The organism is Pseudomonas sp. LAMO17WK12:I10 (assembly GCF_900215185.1).
GTDB classification, from domain to species: domain Bacteria; phylum Pseudomonadota; class Gammaproteobacteria; order Pseudomonadales; family Pseudomonadaceae; genus Aquipseudomonas; species Aquipseudomonas chlororaphis.
Genome location: NZ_OBDX01000003.1, coordinates 319,486 through 336,923, shown reverse-complemented (window position 1 = coordinate 336,923; position 17,438 = coordinate 319,486). Strand labels below are relative to the sequence as shown.

The window sequence follows — 17,438 nt, the reverse complement described above, 5'->3', positions numbered from 1 at the left end:
GCGGTAATCGCGGGCGGGCGTCCGATTCTAGGCATGACTTCGAGGCTGTCCAGGCAGAAGAAATGGTAACTTTAGTTTATTTTGTCTACACCCTCTTAGGAGAGGCCCGCCCATTGCAGGCGGGCCCCGCTGAGTCAGCTAACGCGACTTTCGAAGCGGCTGACGCCCGGCAGCTCCAGCACCAGCTCGTCGCCCACATTCAGCGGACCGACGCCCACCGGCGTACCGGTCAGGATCACGTCGCCCGCCTGCAGGGAGAAGCAGCCGGCCATGTACTGGATCATCGGTACGATCGGGTTGAGCATGATGCTGCTGTTGCCGTCCTGACGGACCTCGCCGTTGATGGTCAGGCGAATATTGATGTCGGTCAGGTCCGGGAACGTACTGCCGACCACAAAGGGCGCCAGCACGCAGGCGCCGTCGAAGCACTTGGAAATTTCCCAGGGCAGGCCCTTAGCCTTGAGCTCGGCCTGCTTGTCGCGCAGGGTCAGGTCCAGGGCCGGGGCGAAACCGGAGATGGCATCCAGCACTTCTTCGCGGCTGGGTTGGGTCGACAGTGGCTTGCCGATCAATACCGCGATTTCCGCCTCGTAATGCACGGAGCCACGCTCCGTGGGGATGGCAAAACCGCCTTCCAGCGGCACCACGCAACTGCCCGGCTTGATAAACAGCAGCGGCTCGGTCGGCACCGGATTGTCCAGTTCCTTGGCGTGCTCGGCATAGTTGCGCCCGATGCACACGATCTTGCCGACCGGGAAATGAATACGGGTACCGTCGACATACTGGTGCTGATAGCTCATTACCGACTCCTGCTCGTTTGGTTCATCAGGTACCGCTGCTTGAGTGACCCTGGGGTCAAACAGCGAAAATCTTGCCCGGGTTCATGATGCCGTTCGGGTCGAACACCGCCTTGACCGCCTTCATGTAGTCGATTTCCACCGGCGAACGGCTGTAGGTCAGGTAATCGCGCTTGGTCATGCCCACCCCGTGCTCGGCGGAAATCGAGCCGTTGTACTTCTCGACGGTTTCGAACACCCATTTGTTGACGGTGGCGCACTTGGCAAAGAACTCGTCCTTGCTCAGGTCGTCCGGCTTGAGGATGTTCAGGTGCAGGTTGCCGTCGCCGATGTGGCCATACCAGACCACTTCGAAGTCCGGGTAATTTTTCGCGACGATCGCGTCAATATCCTTCAGGAAAGCCGGCACCTTCGACACCGTGACCGAAATGTCGTTCTTGTACGGGGTCCAATGCGAGATGGTCTCGGAGATGTACTCGCGCAATTTCCACAGGTTCTGCAGTTGCTGCTCGCTCTGGCTCATCACGCCGTCCAGCACCCAGCCCTGCTCCACGCAATGCTCGAAGGTGGCCAGGGCGTCGTTGGCCACGTCCTCGTTGCTGGCTTCGAACTCCAGCAGCACATAGAACGGGCAGTCGGTCTCGAACGGCGCCGGGACGTCGCCGCGGCCGAGGATCTTGGCCAGGGCCTTGTCGGAGAAGAATTCGAAGGCGGTCAGGTCGAGCTTGCCCTGGAAGGCATGCAGCACCGGCATGATCGAGTCGAAATCCGGTGTACCGAGCACCATCGCCGTGAGGTTGTTCGGCGCGCGTTCCAGGCGCATGGTGGCCTCGACCACGAAGCCCAGGGTGCCCTCGGCGCCGATGAACAGCTGGCGCAGGTCATAGCCGGTGGCGTTCTTGACCAGGTCCTTGTTCAGCTCCAGCAGGTCGCCCTTGCCGGTGACCACTTTCAGGCCGGCCACCCAGTTGCGGGTCATGCCGTAGCGAATCACCTTGATCCCGCCGGCATTGGTGCTGATATTGCCGCCAATCTGGCTGGAGCCGGCGGAAGCGAAGTCCACCGGATAATACAGGCCGCTTTCTTCGGCGCGGTTCTGCAACTGCTCGGTCACCACGCCCGGCTGGCAGACCGCGGTGCGGTCGGTCAGGTTCAGGTCGAGGATATGGTTCATGTAGTCGAAAGACACCACCACTTCGCCATTGGCCGCCACGGCGGCGGCCGACAGGCCGGTGCGGCCGCCGGACGGCACCAGCGCGACCTGGTGCCGGTTAGCCCAGCGCACGATGGCCTGGACCTGCTCGACGGTCTTGGGAAAGACGATGGCGCTCGGCGCCGGGGCGAAGTGTTTGGTCCAATCCTTGCCATAAGCATTCAGGGAGTCGGCATCGGTCAGGACCTTGCCAGCCTCGACCAGGGTCTTCAGCTCATCAATCAGCGCAGGATTGGTCATCGACAGAACTCTCGAACAATTCATGGCCATCCTGAGAACGCTTCACGTCGCAGGAACGAGTGTTTCGCGGGGTCCGTATGCTAGCATACGACCCCCCGCAGAATAGTGCCGAAGGGCGTTCTGCGGCGACGGCTTTCCTGCCGTCCGGGTCAGCATCTGTTGACCATTTCCTGCCATTTTTCTCCGGGACACAGGTTTACGCAGATGAGCAAGACTTCTCTCGATAAGAGCAAGATCAAGTTCCTTCTTCTCGAAGGCGTCCACCAATCGGCTGTCGACGTCCTCAAGGCCGCGGGCTACACCAGTATCGAGTACCTCACCGGTTCTCTGCCGGAAGCCCAGCTGAAGGAAAAGATCGCCGATGCGCACTTCATCGGCATTCGCTCCCGCACCCAGCTGACTGAAGAAATCTTCGATCACGCGAAGAAGCTCGTCGCTGTTGGCTGCTTCTGCATCGGCACCAACCAGGTCGACCTCGACGCGGCTCGCGAGCGCGGTATCGCGGTGTTCAACGCACCGTACTCCAACACCCGTTCCGTAGCCGAACTGGTGCTGGCCGAAGCGATCCTGCTGCTGCGCGGTATCCCGGAGAAGAACGCCTCCTGCCACCGTGGCGGCTGGATCAAGAGCGCGGCCAACTCCTTCGAGATCCGTGGCAAGAAGCTGGGCATCGTCGGCTACGGCTCGATCGGCACCCAACTGTCGGTCCTGGCCGAAGGCCTGGGCATGCAAGTGTTCTTCTACGACACCGTGACCAAGCTGCCACTGGGTAACGCCACTCAGGTCGGCAACCTGCACGAGCTGCTGGGCATGTCCGACATCGTCACCCTGCACGTTCCGGAAACCGCTGCCACCCAGTGGATGATCGGCGAGAAGGAAATCCGCGCCATCAAGAAAGGCGGCATCCTGATCAACGCCGCCCGCGGCACCGTGGTCGAGCTGGACCACCTGGCCGCAGCGATCAAGGACAAGCACCTGATCGGCGCCGCCATCGACGTGTTCCCGGTGGAGCCACGCTCCAACGACGAAGAGTTCGAAAGCCCGCTGCGCGGCCTGGACAACGTGATCCTGACCCCGCACATCGGCGGTTCGACCGCCGAAGCCCAGGCCAACATCGGCCTGGAAGTGGCGGAGAAGCTGGTCAAGTACAGCGACAACGGTACTTCGGTATCGTCCGTGAACTTCCCGGAAGTGGCCCTGCCGGCTCACCCTGGCAAGCACCGCCTGCTGCACATCCACGAGAACATCCCGGGTGTGATGAGCGAGATCAACAAGGTCTTCGCCGAAAACGGCATCAACATCTCCGGTCAGTTCCTGCAGACCAACGAGAAGGTGGGCTACGTGGTGATCGACGTCGACGCCGAATACTCGGAGCTGGCGCAAGAGAAGCTGCAACACGTCAACGGCACCATCCGCAGCCGCGTGCTGTTCTAAGCACTCGCTGGCAATAAAAAAGGGAGGCCCTGGGGCCTCCCTTTTTATTTACAGGCAGTTTCGTTTACAGGCAGTTTTTACCGTCCGCGCTTACTTGACGGTGATGGTGATCTTTTCCGAAACGATTGGCGGGTCGAACGGTACGTGGTTCTTGTCGCCCAGCTCCAGCTGCAGGGTGTGCTTGCCCGGGGCCAGGGTCAGCTCGGTTTCGGTCTGGGCCTTGCCGAAGTGGATATGCTGGGCGTCGGCCGGGATCGGCATGTTTTCGGCTGGCAGCTTGTCGACGTCGACCAGCAGGTGGTGGTGCCCGGTGTGCGGAGTCTGGTCGCCGGCGGGCGCCAGGGAGATGTCGCTGACGCCGAACTTGACCTTGAAGGTCTTGGCCACGGTATCGCCATTGACCGGGGTGACGATAAATACAGAAGCGCCTTCCGGCGCCTTGGTGCGAGGAATATCCGCCGCACAAGCCAGCATCGAAGCCCCCAGCATCAGGCCGGCCAATGTAGCACGAGATATAAAGGTTTTCATTCTATTCTCCAGTTTTTCCGCAAAATCGGTACGGTTATGACAACTTCGTGGCATATCGTTGTCGAAGGGCAATCAACACCATAGCAAAGCGAGCCTGAACAGCGCATCGCACATATAAATTCAAGGAGTGACCATGCGTTTCCTGCCTGGCCTGATACTTTTGCTACCTCTTGTGAGCACTTACGCTCAAGCCGAACTGATCGACGATGTGAACGATCGCGGGGAACTGCGTATCGCGCTGGAAGCCAACACCCCGCCCTTCAACTTCAAGGACGACGGCAAACTCACCGGCTTCGAAGTCGAGCTGGGCCAACTGCTCGCCCGGGAACTGGATGTGCGGGCTGACTTCGTGGTCGCCGACGCTGCCGACCTGCTACCTGGCGTCGAAAGCGGCCGCTACGACATCGCCATCAATCACGTAGCAATGACCCCGGAACTCAAGGATCGTTTCGACTTCAGCGAGCCTTACAGTTATTCCAGCGCACAATTGATCGTACGCAAGGAAGAACAGCGCGCGCTGGGCAGCCTGCAGGCGCTCCAGGGCCAGGCCCTCGGCGTGGCCCAGGGCAGCCAGTTCGCCGAGCAGGCACGCACTGTTGAAGGCATCGACCTGCGCAGCTACCCGAACGCCCAGCAACCCATCAAGGATGTGGCCGACAAGCAGCTCGACGCGGCCATCAGCGACCGCCTGCTGATCCCCTACGCCATTCGCGACAGCCGCCTGCCGGTGAAGGAAGGCGCCAAGGTCGGGCCGACCCTGAGCCTGGCGATCCCGTTCCAGAAAGGTAATCCGGCGTTCCAGGCGAGCCTCGACGGCGCGCTGCAGCGCATCAAGGCCGATGGCCGGCTGATGGCGTTGTCGGAAAAATGGTTCGGCATGGATGCGAGCAAGCCGCCCAAGCCTTGATGCTGTAATCGCTGCAGAAGGCTGCGGCTGCGCAAAAGGTGATATCGCCGAGGTCCTGCGGACCTTTCGCAGCCTGCGGCAGCGGCTACAGGGGCTAGAGCGCCGCCAGGGCCGCGGCGGCCTCGGCCAGTTCCAGCTCGCTGAACACTTGCACCCCGGCGCGCTTGAGCAAGGCGGCGGTGACGCCCTCGCCGCTGACCTTGACCCCGCTGAAGCTGCCATCGTAGGTCAACAGGTTGCCGCAGGATGGGCTGTTGGCCTTGAGCACGGCGATGCGAATCCCGTGTTCGCGCACCAGCTCCAGCGCCTGCCGGGCGCCACTGAGGAACTCGGCGCTGACATCCTCGCCCTCGCTGGTGATAACCCGCGCCAGGCCATCGAGCACTTCACCGCCCTGCCCGCCGGGTATTTCCGCGGCCGCCCGTGGCGTCGGCAAGCCGCCGGCGACTTCCGGGCACAACGCAACCACCCGGCCTTCGGCCTGCCAGCGCACCAATTGATCGAACGGCCCGCTGGCCGCCCCGTCGTAACGCACGCGGTGGCCCAACAGGCAGCGACTGACCAGGATCTTGTGCATGATCAGAACGGCTCGTTGCCACGACGGCGGAACCAGCCCGTCAAGGACAGGCGCTCCCGGGTCGCGGGCAGGACTTCGTGGGGCACCTCGCCGGAGAGGAACACCACCAACCGGCCGCCGGCGGGATCCACGTCGTATTCGGTCTCGCCATCGAAGTACATGCGCAGTTGCCCGCCCTGCTCCGGCAGCCAGTCCTGATTGAGATAGATCACCGCCGACACCATGCGCCGGTCATCGTCGCGGAAACGGTCGACGTGCTTGAGGTAGAACGCCCCTGGCGGGTACAGCGCGAAATGGCTTTCGAAGTCTTCCAGACCGAGGAACAGCCCACGGTTCAGCGCCTCGCGCAGGCTGTCCATCAAGCCCAGGTAGGTATCGCAGCAGTCGGCCTGGCCGGGCTCGAGCCACTGGATATGATCGCCACGGATCCCCTCGCGAATCTCCTGCGCCGGGCCACGGCCAACCGCCGCTGGCGCCAGCTCGCCTTCGGCCGCGCGCTTACGGCACTCGGCCGCCAGTTCCAGGGTCAGGGCTTCTGGCAGGAAGATGTTCTGCTGTGACCAGCCACGGGTGGCCAGGTCATCGACAATGCGTAACAGCAGCGGGTGATCAGAGGGTATTTGCATGGCGCGCATAGTATCCACACCCAGATGAATCCGACAGATCCGCGAGAGAATTCTGACCAAGCAGCCTGGCGCCGCCTCTGTTCGTCGTTCGATCGGACAGTTTGCGTACTGAACCTGATACGAATTCTCGACAACCATCGCCTCGCCCCGGAGAATAGTGGGCTGCCGACAGGAGTCCTTATGCGCCGTTTGCTTTTTTCACTGTTGATGTTCTGTGTGTTGCCCGCCTGGGCAGACGGCCACGACCAGTTATACAAGGTCGCCGGCTGGCCGGAACAACGCGCGCATTTCAACGATGCCCTCACCGCCGCCCAGCAGCGTTACCAGAATAGCCTGCCGCCAGCGGTCTATCAGGCCCTGGTCAACAACAGCAACCAGCGCTTCGCGCCGCAGGCCATGGACCGCCGCGCCCAGGCGCAGTTGCGGCAGAATCTCGCTGATCCGAAACCGGCCCTGGCGTTTTTCCAGTCGCCGCTGGGGCGCAAGATCGTTGCCGCCGAACTGCTGGCAACCCGCCGCGACCAGTTGGCGAAAAACGCCCAGGGCCTGCCGAAGATGCAGGCCAGCGATACCCGTCAGCTGATCATCGGCCACCTGGCCCAGGCGCTGCCGGCCCGTGAAGCCGGAGCGGAAGTCAGCCTGGCGATCGCCGGCGTGGCTGCCGACAGCCTGAGCCAGATGATCCCCGGCCTGCTGGGTGCCGGCCAGGCGCAGAACATGCTCAACGGCCAGCGCCAGCGGCTGATGGCTCAGATCGGCAACGACCTGAACAACACCCTGCTGTACGTCTATCGCGACCTGTCCGACCCCGAGCTGGAAGAGTTCGCCAACTTCGCCGAGTCCGCCGAAGGCAAGGCCTACTACCAGGCCGCCCTCGCCGCGATCCGCGCCGGGCTGGCCGTCGGCCAGAGCACTTCGAGCCTCACGCCCTAAGCGCCTCTTGTAGCCGCTGCCGGAGGCTGCGATCGACCGGTACGGTCGACCGCTGAGGTCCTGCGGACCTATCGCAGCCTTCGGCAGCGGCTACAGGCGCGTGAATCCATTCAAAGATGCTGGTTCAGGAAGGCGAAGTATTCCTGGCGAATGCGCGCCGCCTCGTTCGCCAGGTGATGCCGCGCCTCGGGCAGCATCAGCACCTGGGGCTGCTGGAACTTCTGCCGGATCACCTGCAGGTTGTGCTGCCAATCCACTGTCATGTCCGCCTGCCCCTGAACGATCAGCGGCTGCCGGCTGCTGCGCGGGGCCAGCTCGATGCGCTTGATCCACTGCGCCAACGCCCCGACCCAGGCGGTCGGCAGGCGCAGGGGTTGCAACGGGTCGCGCTGCAGGAACGGCAGGAAATCGGGGTCGGTGGAGTTCTCGCTGAAGCGCCGGGCGATGCCTTTGACGAAAGGCCGGAGCATGTAATAGCTGAGCTTCGACCAGCCCCAGGCGCGCGGGCGCACCAGCGGCGAGAGCAGGATCACCTGGCCCTGGGCCGGGCTCTGTGCGCCCTGGTTGAGCAAGTGATCGATCACGATCGCCCCGCCCGTGCTTTGCCCGCACAGGTGCCAGGGCTGGGGCAGATCAAGAGACCGGGCTTCGTCGAACAAGCCTTGCAGCACCGCCTGGTACACCGCGAAATCATCGATGCTGGCGCGCTCGCCGCTGGACAGGCCATGACCCGGCAGGTCGCAGGCAATCACCGCCCACTGCCGCTGCAGCGCCCACTCGATCACATGCCGGTACAAGCCCATGTGATCGTAGAAACCGTGCAACAGAAACAAGGTCGCCACCGGCTGCTCGGGCCACCAGACCTGGCCGACCACCTCAAAACCGCCGACCGCGAAACGCCCCAGCCCACGCTTGACCGGCAGATCCAGCCCATAGAAACGCTGATAGGCCTGCGCCTGGGCCGAGAGCGGCTGCGCCTCGGCCAGGGGCCGCAGGCTGGCGCGCAGAAGGTCGGGGTCGAAGGTCGCAGGCATAAGGGTTTTCCCAGGGTGGCGCGGAACGCGAAACAGGCTTTATCGGCCTGCGATATTCATCTGTCGGGGCAAGCATGGCAAGCTACGCGACCTTCGAGGAATGATCCGTATGCGTCTGCCCTACCGCACGACCCTGCTTGCCAGCCTGCTCGCCCTCCTGTGCGCCGGGGTGCTGTGGGTCGCCTACGACTGGTTCCAGGGACGTTTTCTGCGCACCTTCAGCGAACACACCGCGGTGTTTTCCGGCGACCCCCTGCAACTGCCGCCCGGGCTGGCCGGCAAAGGCGCCATCCGCCTGGTGCATTTCTGGGACCCGGCCTGCCCGTGCAATGTCGGCAACCAGCAGCACCTGGCCGAGCTGATCGAACACTACGGCCCGCAGGGCGTGGAGTTCTACTCGGTACAGAAGGCCGACAGCCACGGCCAGTTGCCCGCCACCCTGAGCCGCCTGAAAATCCTCGACGGCCTGCCCGGCTCGGAGCAGATCCCCGCCAGCCCGGCCGTGGCGATCTGGGACCGCAACGGCACCCTGGCCTATTTCGGCCCCTACAGCGAAGGCCTGACCTGCAATTCCAGCAACAGTTTTATCGAACCTATCCTCCAGGCCCTGCACGAAGGCCGCGCGGTCAGCGCCACCCACACCTTGGCGGTGGGCTGTTATTGTCCATGGCCGAAACAGACGGATTAAGGCATTCCTGACTTTTCGCAGACAACGGATGCCCGGCACAGAAGGCCTGTGCTAAATGTTTGCCTTCCCCACGGCAGGCAAATCGCAGTAAGAACAAGGAGTCACCATGAAACGCAGCCTGACCGTACTCGTCGTCCTGATCCTCGCCCTTGCCGCGGGAGGGGGCTGGTACCTGTACAGCAAGCAGCCGTCGCGCCAGGGCCAGGTCGAGCTGGAGCGCCTGCAGGGCTCGGTCACGGTGCGCTACGACGAACGCGGCGTGCCGCATATCCGCGCGGAAAACGAAACCGACCTGTACCGCGCGCTGGGTTACGTCCACGCCCAGGACCGGCTGTTCCAGATGGAAGTCATGCGGCGCCTGGCCCGCGGCGAGCTGGCCGAGATACTCGGCCCCAAATTGCTCGACACCGACAAGCTATTCCGCAGCCTGCGCATCCGCGAGCGCGCCGACAGCTACGTCGCCGGGCTGGATCGCCAGTCCCCTGCCTGGAAGGGCCTGCAAGCCTACCTGGACGGGGTCAACCAGTATCAGAACAGCCATCCGCAACCGATCGAATTTGATGTCCTGGGGATTCCCAAGCGTTCTTTCACCGCCGAAGACAGCATCAGCGTTGCCGGCTACATGGCCTACAGCTTCGCCGCGGCCTTCCGCACCGAACCGCTGCTGACCTACGTGCGCGACCAGCTCGGCAGCGACTACCTGAAAGTCTTCGACCTCGACTGGCAGCCCAAGGGCGCCCTGGCCAAGGGCCGCGGCCCGCTGGCGCCAAGCCTGGCCGCCAGCGACTGGCAGGACCTGGGCGCCATCGCCCGGCTGAGCGAACAGGCCCTGGCCGACGCCGGCCTGCCGCAATTCGAGGGCAGCAACGCCTGGGCGGTGTCCGGCAGCCGCACCAAGAGCGGCAAACCGTTGCTGGCCGGCGACCCGCACATCCGCTTCGCGGTGCCGTCGGTGTGGTACGAGGCCCAGCTGTCGGCACCGGGCTTCGAACTCTACGGTCATCACCAGGCGCTGGTGCCCTTCGCCTTTCTCGGCCACAACCTGGACTTCGGCTGGAGCCTGACCATGTTCCAGAACGACGATCTGGACCTGATCGCCGAGAAGGTCAACCCGAACAACGCCAACCAGGTCTGGTACCACGGCAAGTGGGTCGACCTGGTCAACAGCGAGCAGCAGATCGCGGTGAAGGGCCAGCCGCCGGTCACCCAGATCCTGCGCCAGTCGCCCCACGGGCCGATCGTCAACGACGTGCTCGGGGCCAATGCCGGCAAGACGCCGATCGCCATGTGGTGGGCCTTCCTCGAGACGCCGAACCCGATCCTCGACGGCTTCTACCAGCTCAACCGCGCCGACACCCTGGCCAAGGCCCGCAGTGCCGCGTCCAAGGTCCAGGCGCCGGGCTTGAACATCGTCTGGGCCAACGCCAAGGGCGACATCGGCTGGTGGGCCGCGGCGCTGTTGCCGAAACGCCCGATCGGCGCCAAGGGCACGTTCATCCTCGACGGCAGCACCTCGCTGGCGGACAAAGAGGGCTTCTACCCGTTCAGCGCCAACCCCCAGGAAGAAAACCCGGCGCGCGGCTATATCGTTTCGGCCAACTTCCAGCCGGTCTCGCCCAGCGGCATGGAGATTCCCGGTTACTACAACCTCGCCGACCGTGGCCAGCAACTGGACCGCCAGCTCGGCGACAAGAGCGTGAAATGGGATATCGAAGCCAGCCAGAAACTCCAGCTGGGCACCACCACCGCCTATGGCCCGCGCCTGCTGGCGCCGCTGCTGCCGGTCCTGCGCGAGGTGGTGAGCGACCCGCAGGAGCTCAAGCTGGTGGAGCAACTGGCGCAGTGGAAAGGCGACTACCCGCTGGACTCCACCAGCGCCACCCTGTTCAACCAGTTCCTGTTCAACCTCACCGACGCCGCCTTCCACGACGAGCTGGGCGACGCCTTCTTCGACACCCTGCTGTCCACCCGGGTGATCGACGCCGCGCTGCCACGCCTGGCCGCCTCCGCCGATTCGCCGTGGTGGGACAACCGCAACACCCTGGGCCAGGAAAGCCGCGCCGACACCGTCAGGGTCGCCTGGCGCGCCAGCCTCGCTCATCTCAAGGCGACCTTTGGCGACGACTCGACGAAGTGGCTGTGGGGCCAGGCGCATACCCTGACCCACGGTCATCCGCTGGGCCTGCAGAAGCCCCTGGACCGGGTGTTCAACGTCGGCCCGTTCGCCGCGCCCGGCACCCACGAAGTGCCGAACAATCAATCGGCCAAGATCGGCCCCGCGCCCTGGCCGGTGACCTATGGTCCGTCCACCCGGCGCCTGATCGACTTCGCCGACCCGGCCCACAGCCTGAGCGTCAACCCGGTCGGGCAAAGCGGCGTGCTGTTCGACAAGCACTATCAGGATCAGGCCGAGGCCTATATCGAAGGGGTGTACCAGCAGGCGCACTTCAACGAAGAAGAGGTCACGGCCAATACCCGCAGCACCCTGAAGTTGTTGCCGGCGCGGACGGCGCAGTAACCCCCGTGGTGAACGGCGCCTGACCCGCAGCAGTCAGCTTGGCTGGCAATCCAGTCGACGCGGCACTCAAGGCCGGGGCCACCCGTGAAGAGATTGCCGCCACCCTGGCCACCGCCATCTCACTGAATGCCGGAACGGCCTATGTCTATTTACTGCACGCCCTGGCGGCATACGACTCGCTGAAGAGCCGAGGCGTTTTCTGCTGTAGCCGCTGCCGCAGGCTGCGATAGGTCCGAAGGACCTCGGCGACCTTGAGACCGCTGCGACCGTTCCGGTCGATCGCAGCCTGCGGCAGCGGCTCCCCCCGAAAACGACATCGCCCCTGAACAGGGGCGATGTCTTGTCGCGGTCAAGACCTTCCGGCTGTCGCGTATCAGGCCGCTTCCGGGGCCTGTGCGCGGCGCACGTCCGGCTGCTTCCAGGAATCGGCCGCGGCCTCTTCGATGGCTTGCTGGATGGCGCGCTTGCGGCGCTCTTCGGCCTGGCGGCTGAAGTACCAGACCAGGAAGGTCACCAGCGACACCACCAGCAGGATCAGGCTGGCCACGGCGTTGATTTCCGGTTTCACCCCCAGACGCACCGCCGAGAACACTTCCATCGGCAAGGTGGTGGAACCCGGGCCGGAGACGAAGCTCGCCAGCACCAGGTCGTCCAGGGACAAGGCGAAGGACATCATGCCGCCCGCCGCCAACGATGGCGCGATCATCGGAATGGTGATCAGGAAGAACACCTTCCACGGCCGCGCGCCGAGGTCCATAGCCGCCTCTTCGATAGACAGGTCCAGCTCACGCAGACGCGCCGACACCACCACCGCCACATAGGCCGCGCAGAACGTGGTGTGGGCGATCCAGATGGTGACGATGCCGCGCTCCTGCGGCCAGCCGATCAGTTGCGCCATGGCCACGAACAGCAGCAGCAGCGACAGGCCGGTGATCACTTCCGGCATCACCAGCGGCGCGGTGACCAGGCCGCCGAACAGCGTGCGGCCCTTGAAGTGGGTGATACGGGTCAGGACGAAGGCCGCCAGGGTACCCAGGGCCACCGCGGCGATCGCGGTGTAGCAGGCGATCTCCAGGGAGCGCACCACCGAGCCCATCAGTTGCGAGTTGTCCAGCAGGCCGACGTACCACTTCACCGACCAGCCGCCCCAGACCGTCACCAGCTTGGAGGCGTTGAACGAGTAGATCACCAGGATCAGCATCGGCAGGTAGATGAACAGCAGACCCACCACCAGCATCAGATTCGAGAAACTGAAGCGCTTCATTCCTTGCCCTCCATTTCTTTGGCCTGACTGCGGTTGAAGAGGATGATCGGCACAATCAGGATCGCCAGCATCACCACTGCCAGGGCCGATGCCACCGGCCAGTCACGGTTGTTGAAGAACTCTTGCCAGAGCACTTTACCGATCATCAGGGTTTCCGGACCGCCGAGCAGTTCCGGGATCACGAACTCGCCCACCACCGGGATGAACACCAGCATGCAGCCGGCGATGATGCCGTTCTTCGACAGCGGCACGGTGATTTTCCAGAAGCTGTTGAAAGTGCTCGAACCCAGGTCCGAAGCGGCTTCCAGCAGGCTGGTATCGTGCTTCACCAGGTTGGCGTAGAGCGGCAGGATCATGAACGGCAGGTACGAATAGACCACGCCGATATACACCGCCAGGTTGGTGTTGAGGATCTGCAGCGGCTCGTCGATCAAACCCATGCTCATCAGGAAGCCGTTGAGCAGGCCGTTGTTGCTGAGGATGCCCATCCAGGCATAGACGCGGATCAGGATCGCGGTCCAGGTCGGCATCATGATCAGCAGCACCAGCACGGTCTGCAGCTCTTTGCGGGCGCTGGCGATGGCATAGGCCATCGGGTAGCCGATCAGCAGGCACAGCAGCGTGCTGAAGAACGCCATCTTCAGCGAGCCGAGGTAGGCGGCGATATACAGTTCGTCGTCGCCGAGCATCGCGTAGTTGCCCAGGTTGAGCAGCACCTGCAGCTTCTGGTCGATGAAGCTGTAGATCTCGGTGTACGGCGGAATGGCCACGTCCGCTTCGGCGAAGCTGATCTTCAGGACGATGAAGAACGGCAGCATGAAGAACAGGAACAGCCAGAGGAACGGAACCCCGATGACCATCTGGCGGCCACCGGGAATTATTCGATTGAGGCGGCGCTTGAGCTTTCGCATGTTCATGAGCGCAGTACCACGCCGCTGTCGTCTTCCCACCAGACGTACACCTGGTCGCCCCAGGTCGGACGCGCGCCGCGACGCTCGGCGTTGGCCACGAACGACTGCACCAGCTTGCCGCTCGGCAGCTCGACGTAGAACACCGAGTGGCCGCCCAGGTAGGCGATGTCGTGCACCTTGCCGCTCGACCAGTTGTATTCGCAGGTCGGCATGTCCGGGGTCACCAGGAGTTTTTCCGGGCGGATGGCGTAGGTCACCGACTTGTCCTGCACCGAGGTGCTGATGCCGTGGCCCACGTAGATGTTGCGGTCCAGGTCCTTGCAGGTGATGGTCGCGTGGCCTTCGGCGTCGTCGATCACTTCACCCTCGAAGATGTTGACGTTGCCGATGAACTCGCAGACCAGGCGGCTGGTCGGGGTTTCGTAGATATCGATCGGGCTGCCGATCTGGGCGATCCAGCCCAGGTGCATGATCGCGATGCGCTCGGCCATGGTCATGGCTTCTTCCTGGTCGTGCGTCACCATCACGCAGGTCACGCCGACGCGCTCGATGATCTCCACCAGCTCCAGTTGCATCTGCGAGCGCAGCTTTTTATCCAGGGCGCCCATCGGTTCGTCGAGCAGCAGCAGCTTCGGCCGCTTGGCCAGGGAACGGGCCAGGGCCACGCGCTGGCGCTGGCCGCCGGACAGCTGGTGCGGCTTGCGCTTGGCGTACTGGCTCATCTGCACCAGCTTGAGCATCTCGGCCACGCGGGCATCGATCTCGGCCTTGGGAATCTTGTCCTGCTGCAGGCCGAAGGCGATGTTCTGCGCCACGGTCATGTGCGGGAACAGTGCGTAGGACTGGAACATCATGTTGATCGGCCGCTCGTAGGGCGGCATGTCGGTGATGTCCACACCGTCCAGGTAGATGCGCCCCTCCGTGGGCCGTTCGAACCCCGCGAGCATCCGCAGCAGGGTGGACTTACCCGAGCCAGAACCGCCGAGCAGGGCGAAGATCTCGCCTTTCTTGATTTCCAGGGACACATCGTCCACGGCAATCGTCTCGTCGAACTTCTTCGTGACCCGGTCGATCTTGACCAACACCTGCTTCGGTGTCTGGTCGCCCTCGAGGGCTTTCTTGTAGGCGCCGGAGGCAACTGCCATTTACGAAACTCCCAACAGAATTTGCAGTTCGCCCCATGCGGGCGAACTCTGGATAGTTTGAGCGATTGACGCTATTTGCCCGACTTGACCTTGGTCCAGCTGCGGGTCATGAGTCGTTGGATCTTGGGCGGCAACTCTGAGTTGACGTACAGCTTGTCGACAATCTCCTGCGCCGGGTAAACGGCTTCGTCCTTGCGGACCGACTGGTCCATCAGCTCGCCCGCCTTGGGGTTCGGGTTGGCATAACCGACGGAATCGCTGACCTGGGCGATCACCTCAGGCTTGAGCAGGTAATTGATGAAGGCATGGGCCTGCTTGACGTTACCGGCATCCTTGGGAATGGCCAGCATGTCGAACCAGAGGTTGCCGCCTTCCTTGGGAATCACATAGGCGATCTCGATGCCCTTGCCAGCTTCGGCGGCGCGCGCCTTGGCCTGGAACACATCGCCGGAGAAACCCGCGGCCACGCAGATTTCGCCATTGGCCAGGTCGGAGATGTATTTCGAGGAGTTGAAGTAGGTCACGTAAGGCCGCACCGCCAGCAACTTGGCTTCGGCCTTCTTGTAGTCGTCGGGGTTCTGGCTGTTGGGGTCCAGGCCCATGTAGTTGAGCACCGCCGGGAGCATTTCATCGGCGGAGTCGAGGAAAGCCACTCCGCAGCTCGACAGCTTCTTGATGTTTTCCGGCTCGAACAGCATGGCCCAGGAGTCGATCTTGTCCACGCCCAGCGCGGCCTTGACCTTCTCGACGTTGTAGCCGATGCCGTTGGTGCCCCACAGGTAAGGCACGGCGTACTGGTTACCCGGGTCGTTCTTTTCCAGACGCTTGAGCAGCACCGGATCGAGATTGGAATAGTTGGGCAACTGCGCCTTGTCGAGCTTCTGGAACGCCCCGGCCTTGATCTGCTTGCCCAGGAAGTGGTTGGACGGCACGACCACGTCATAACCGGTACGACCGGCGAGCAACTTGCCTTCCAGGGTTTCGTTGGAGTCGAACACGTCATACAGCGGCTTGATGCCGGTGGCCTTTTCGAAGTCCGCCAATGTGCTCTGACCGATATAGTCAGACCAGTTATAAATATGCACGGTCGGCGCGGCATAAGCGCTGACGGCCAGCGTCAGCCCGGCGCCCACCAGCATGGCTTTGCGAAATAAAGAAATAGGCAAGTGGAGGTCCTCTCAACAATTGGGCCTGAGTTGCCCGCACTACATGACAGCCAAGAGCTGCCCGGCAACAAAACCGGCGCGCAACTTACCTTCGATAAACCGATCCAGCAAAACTTTCTGTCATTTAATTGCACCGCTGACCGCCCTCGCGGGGACGACGGCCAGCGGTTGCTGCCTCAAACCGGTTTATTTGCCGGATTTGATCTTGGTCCAGCTGCGGGTCAGCTCACGCTGGGTGGCGGCCGGCAGATCGGCGATCGCATACAGCTTGGCCTGCACGTCTGCTGGTGGGTAGATGCCCGGATCGCTGGTGATGTCTTTTTCTACCAGTGCCGTTGCGGCGGCGTTGCCGTTCGGGAAACGCACGGCGTTGGTGATGCCGGCCATGACTTCAGGCTTCTGCAGGAAGGTCATGAACTTGTAGGCGCCCTCGACGTTTTCCGCATCCTTGGGGATAGCGACCATGTCGTAGAAGCTGCCGGCGCCTTCTTTCGGAATGACGTAGCTGACTTTCACCTTGTCGCCGGCTTCGGCGGCGCGGGACTTGGCCTGCTGCACGTCACCCGAGTAGCCGACCGCTACGCAGATGTTGCCGTTGGCCAGGTCCGAGATGTACTTGGAGGAGTGGAAGTAGGTGATCGAAGGACGGATCTTGAGGAACAGCTCTTCGGCTTTCTTGATGTCGTCTTTCTTCTGGCTGTCGGTCGGCAGGCCCAGGTAATGCAGGGCGACCGGGATCATTTCGGTTGGCGAGTCGAGGAAGCTCACGCCGCAGCCCTTGAGCTTGGCAATGTTCTCGGGCTTGAGCAGGGTGTCCCAGGAATCGATCTTGTCGACGCCCAGCGCAGCCTTGACCTTCTCCGGGTTGTAACCGATGCCGATGGAACCCCACATGTATGGGAAAGCGTGCTTGTTGCCCGGGTCACTGACCGAAACCGCCTTGAGCAGATCCTGGTTCAGGTTTTTCCAGTTGGGCAACTTGGAGACGTCCAGCTCCTGATAAACACCGGCCTTGATCTGCTTGGCCAGGAAGTTGTTCGACGGCACGACCACGTCGTAACCGGACTTGCCTGCCAGCAGTTTGGCTTCCAGGGTCTCGTTGCTATCGAAAACGTCGTAGACCACCTTGATCCCGGACTCTTTCTCGAAGTTCGCGATGGTGTCAGGTGCGATGTAGTCGGACCAGTTGTAAACGTGCAGCACTTTGTCGTCTGCCTGGGCCACTGCCGCTATCGCGCCCATCAGGGACATGGCGAGGAGGGTCTTGCCAGCTTTCTTCATACCTATTGCCTTCATGCGTCATGCTCCAATTATTCTTTTTAACCTTGTGTTCAGCGACCGGTTGCCAGGCAACTAAAAACAGGCGGTAGTCTGGCAAGTTCCAAGGCGGGCTTTCAACAGAAGACCCCATCCTTTATGGCCGCCCCGAGCGAAGTACCGTGGGGTACTCCGCTCAG

16 protein-coding genes are annotated in these 17,438 nt (G+C 62.7%); 5 read left to right on the top strand and 11 right to left on the bottom strand.

Going from position 1 to position 17,438, the window contains the following annotated elements; genetic code table 11:
• Window positions 1-134: 134 nt before the first annotated feature.
• Both CRO75_RS06070 and CRO75_RS06065 read right to left on the bottom strand, forming a co-directional pair.
• Window positions 135-800 (bottom strand): fumarylacetoacetate hydrolase family protein, encoded by a 666-nt coding sequence (locus CRO75_RS06070; RefSeq protein ID WP_007932846.1) that lies wholly within the window; start codon window positions 798-800, stop codon window positions 135-137.
• A 55-nt stretch (window positions 801-855) separates the two neighbouring features.
• On the bottom strand, window positions 856-2,250 hold the full coding sequence (locus tag CRO75_RS06065) for an FAD-binding oxidoreductase (RefSeq protein WP_097134720.1): 1,395 nt from the start codon (window positions 2,248-2,250) through the stop codon (window positions 856-858).
• Between the two features lie 204 nt (window positions 2,251-2,454).
• Here CRO75_RS06065 and serA point away from each other — a divergent pair, with 204 nt between their 5' ends.
• Entirely contained in the window at window positions 2,455-3,684 is a 1,230-nt protein-coding gene (gene serA / locus CRO75_RS06060) for a phosphoglycerate dehydrogenase (RefSeq protein WP_007932850.1), read from the top strand.
• Window positions 3,685-3,774: 90 nt separating this feature from the next.
• On the opposite strand, the gene CRO75_RS06055 is transcribed toward serA, so the two are convergent.
• Window positions 3,775-4,212: a DUF4399 domain-containing protein gene (locus CRO75_RS06055; RefSeq protein WP_097134719.1), complete on the bottom strand. Its 438-nt coding sequence runs from the start codon at window positions 4,210-4,212 to the stop codon at window positions 3,775-3,777.
• A gap of 133 nt (window positions 4,213-4,345) precedes the next feature.
• Here CRO75_RS06055 and CRO75_RS06050 point away from each other — a divergent pair, with 133 nt between their 5' ends.
• Window positions 4,346-5,119 carry a transporter substrate-binding domain-containing protein gene (locus CRO75_RS06050; protein WP_009046078.1) on the top strand — a complete coding sequence of 258 codons (774 nt, stop codon included), beginning with the start codon at window positions 4,346-4,348 and terminating at the stop codon, window positions 5,117-5,119.
• Between the two features lie 94 nt (window positions 5,120-5,213).
• Here the strand turns inward: CRO75_RS06050 and CRO75_RS06045 are convergent, their stop codons facing one another.
• Entirely contained in the window at window positions 5,214-5,696 is a 483-nt protein-coding gene (locus CRO75_RS06045; protein ID WP_097134718.1) for a DUF523 domain-containing protein, read from the bottom strand.
• 2 nt (window positions 5,697-5,698) lie between these two features.
• Window positions 5,699-6,331, bottom strand: coding sequence for a 2OG-Fe(II) oxygenase (locus tag CRO75_RS06040; RefSeq protein ID WP_037034054.1), 633 nt, complete (start codon window positions 6,329-6,331; stop codon window positions 5,699-5,701).
• Between the two features lie 171 nt (window positions 6,332-6,502).
• Here CRO75_RS06040 and CRO75_RS06035 point away from each other — a divergent pair, with 171 nt between their 5' ends.
• A complete protein-coding gene (locus CRO75_RS06035; protein ID WP_009046081.1) occupies window positions 6,503-7,255 on the top strand; it encodes a DUF2059 domain-containing protein in 753 nt (250 codons plus the stop codon).
• Window positions 7,256-7,365: 110 nt separating this feature from the next.
• Here CRO75_RS06035 and CRO75_RS06030 read toward each other — a convergent pair whose 3' ends face one another.
• Window positions 7,366-8,289 (bottom strand): alpha/beta hydrolase, encoded by a 924-nt coding sequence (locus CRO75_RS06030; protein WP_097134717.1) that lies wholly within the window; start codon window positions 8,287-8,289, stop codon window positions 7,366-7,368.
• 109 nt (window positions 8,290-8,398) lie between these two features.
• On the opposite strand from CRO75_RS06030, the gene CRO75_RS06025 reads away from it, so the two are divergent.
• On the top strand, window positions 8,399-8,977 hold the full coding sequence (locus tag CRO75_RS06025) for a DUF6436 domain-containing protein (protein ID WP_097134716.1): 579 nt from the start codon (window positions 8,399-8,401) through the stop codon (window positions 8,975-8,977).
• A gap of 106 nt (window positions 8,978-9,083) precedes the next feature.
• On the top strand, window positions 9,084-11,495 hold the full coding sequence (locus CRO75_RS06020; RefSeq protein WP_097134715.1) for a penicillin acylase family protein: 2,412 nt from the start codon (window positions 9,084-9,086) through the stop codon (window positions 11,493-11,495).
• A gap of 373 nt (window positions 11,496-11,868) precedes the next feature.
• On the opposite strand, the gene CRO75_RS06010 is transcribed toward CRO75_RS06020, so the two are convergent.
• The 5 genes from CRO75_RS06010 to CRO75_RS05990 all read right to left on the bottom strand — a co-directional run bounded on the left by CRO75_RS06010 (window position 11,869) and on the right by CRO75_RS05990 (window position 17,262).
• Window positions 11,869-12,759, bottom strand: a complete 891-nt coding sequence (locus tag CRO75_RS06010; protein ID WP_062824305.1) for an ABC transporter permease subunit — start codon at window positions 12,757-12,759, stop codon at window positions 11,869-11,871.
• Window positions 12,756-13,637, bottom strand: a complete 882-nt coding sequence (locus CRO75_RS06005) for an ABC transporter permease subunit (RefSeq protein WP_169916015.1) — start codon at window positions 13,635-13,637, stop codon at window positions 12,756-12,758. The genes CRO75_RS06010 and CRO75_RS06005 overlap by 4 nt, the downstream gene beginning before the upstream one ends.
• 35 nt (window positions 13,638-13,672) lie before the next feature.
• Window positions 13,673-14,815 carry a polyamine ABC transporter ATP-binding protein gene (gene potA, locus CRO75_RS06000; protein WP_007928322.1) on the bottom strand — a complete coding sequence of 381 codons (1,143 nt, stop codon included), beginning with the start codon at window positions 14,813-14,815 and terminating at the stop codon, window positions 13,673-13,675.
• A gap of 71 nt (window positions 14,816-14,886) precedes the next feature.
• Window positions 14,887-15,981 (bottom strand): polyamine ABC transporter substrate-binding protein, encoded by a 1,095-nt coding sequence (locus CRO75_RS05995; RefSeq protein WP_009051375.1) that lies wholly within the window; start codon window positions 15,979-15,981, stop codon window positions 14,887-14,889.
• Between the two features lie 186 nt (window positions 15,982-16,167).
• Window positions 16,168-17,262 carry a polyamine ABC transporter substrate-binding protein gene (locus tag CRO75_RS05990; RefSeq protein WP_097134713.1) on the bottom strand — a complete coding sequence of 365 codons (1,095 nt, stop codon included), beginning with the start codon at window positions 17,260-17,262 and terminating at the stop codon, window positions 16,168-16,170.
• Window positions 17,263-17,438: the final 176 nt, after the last annotated feature.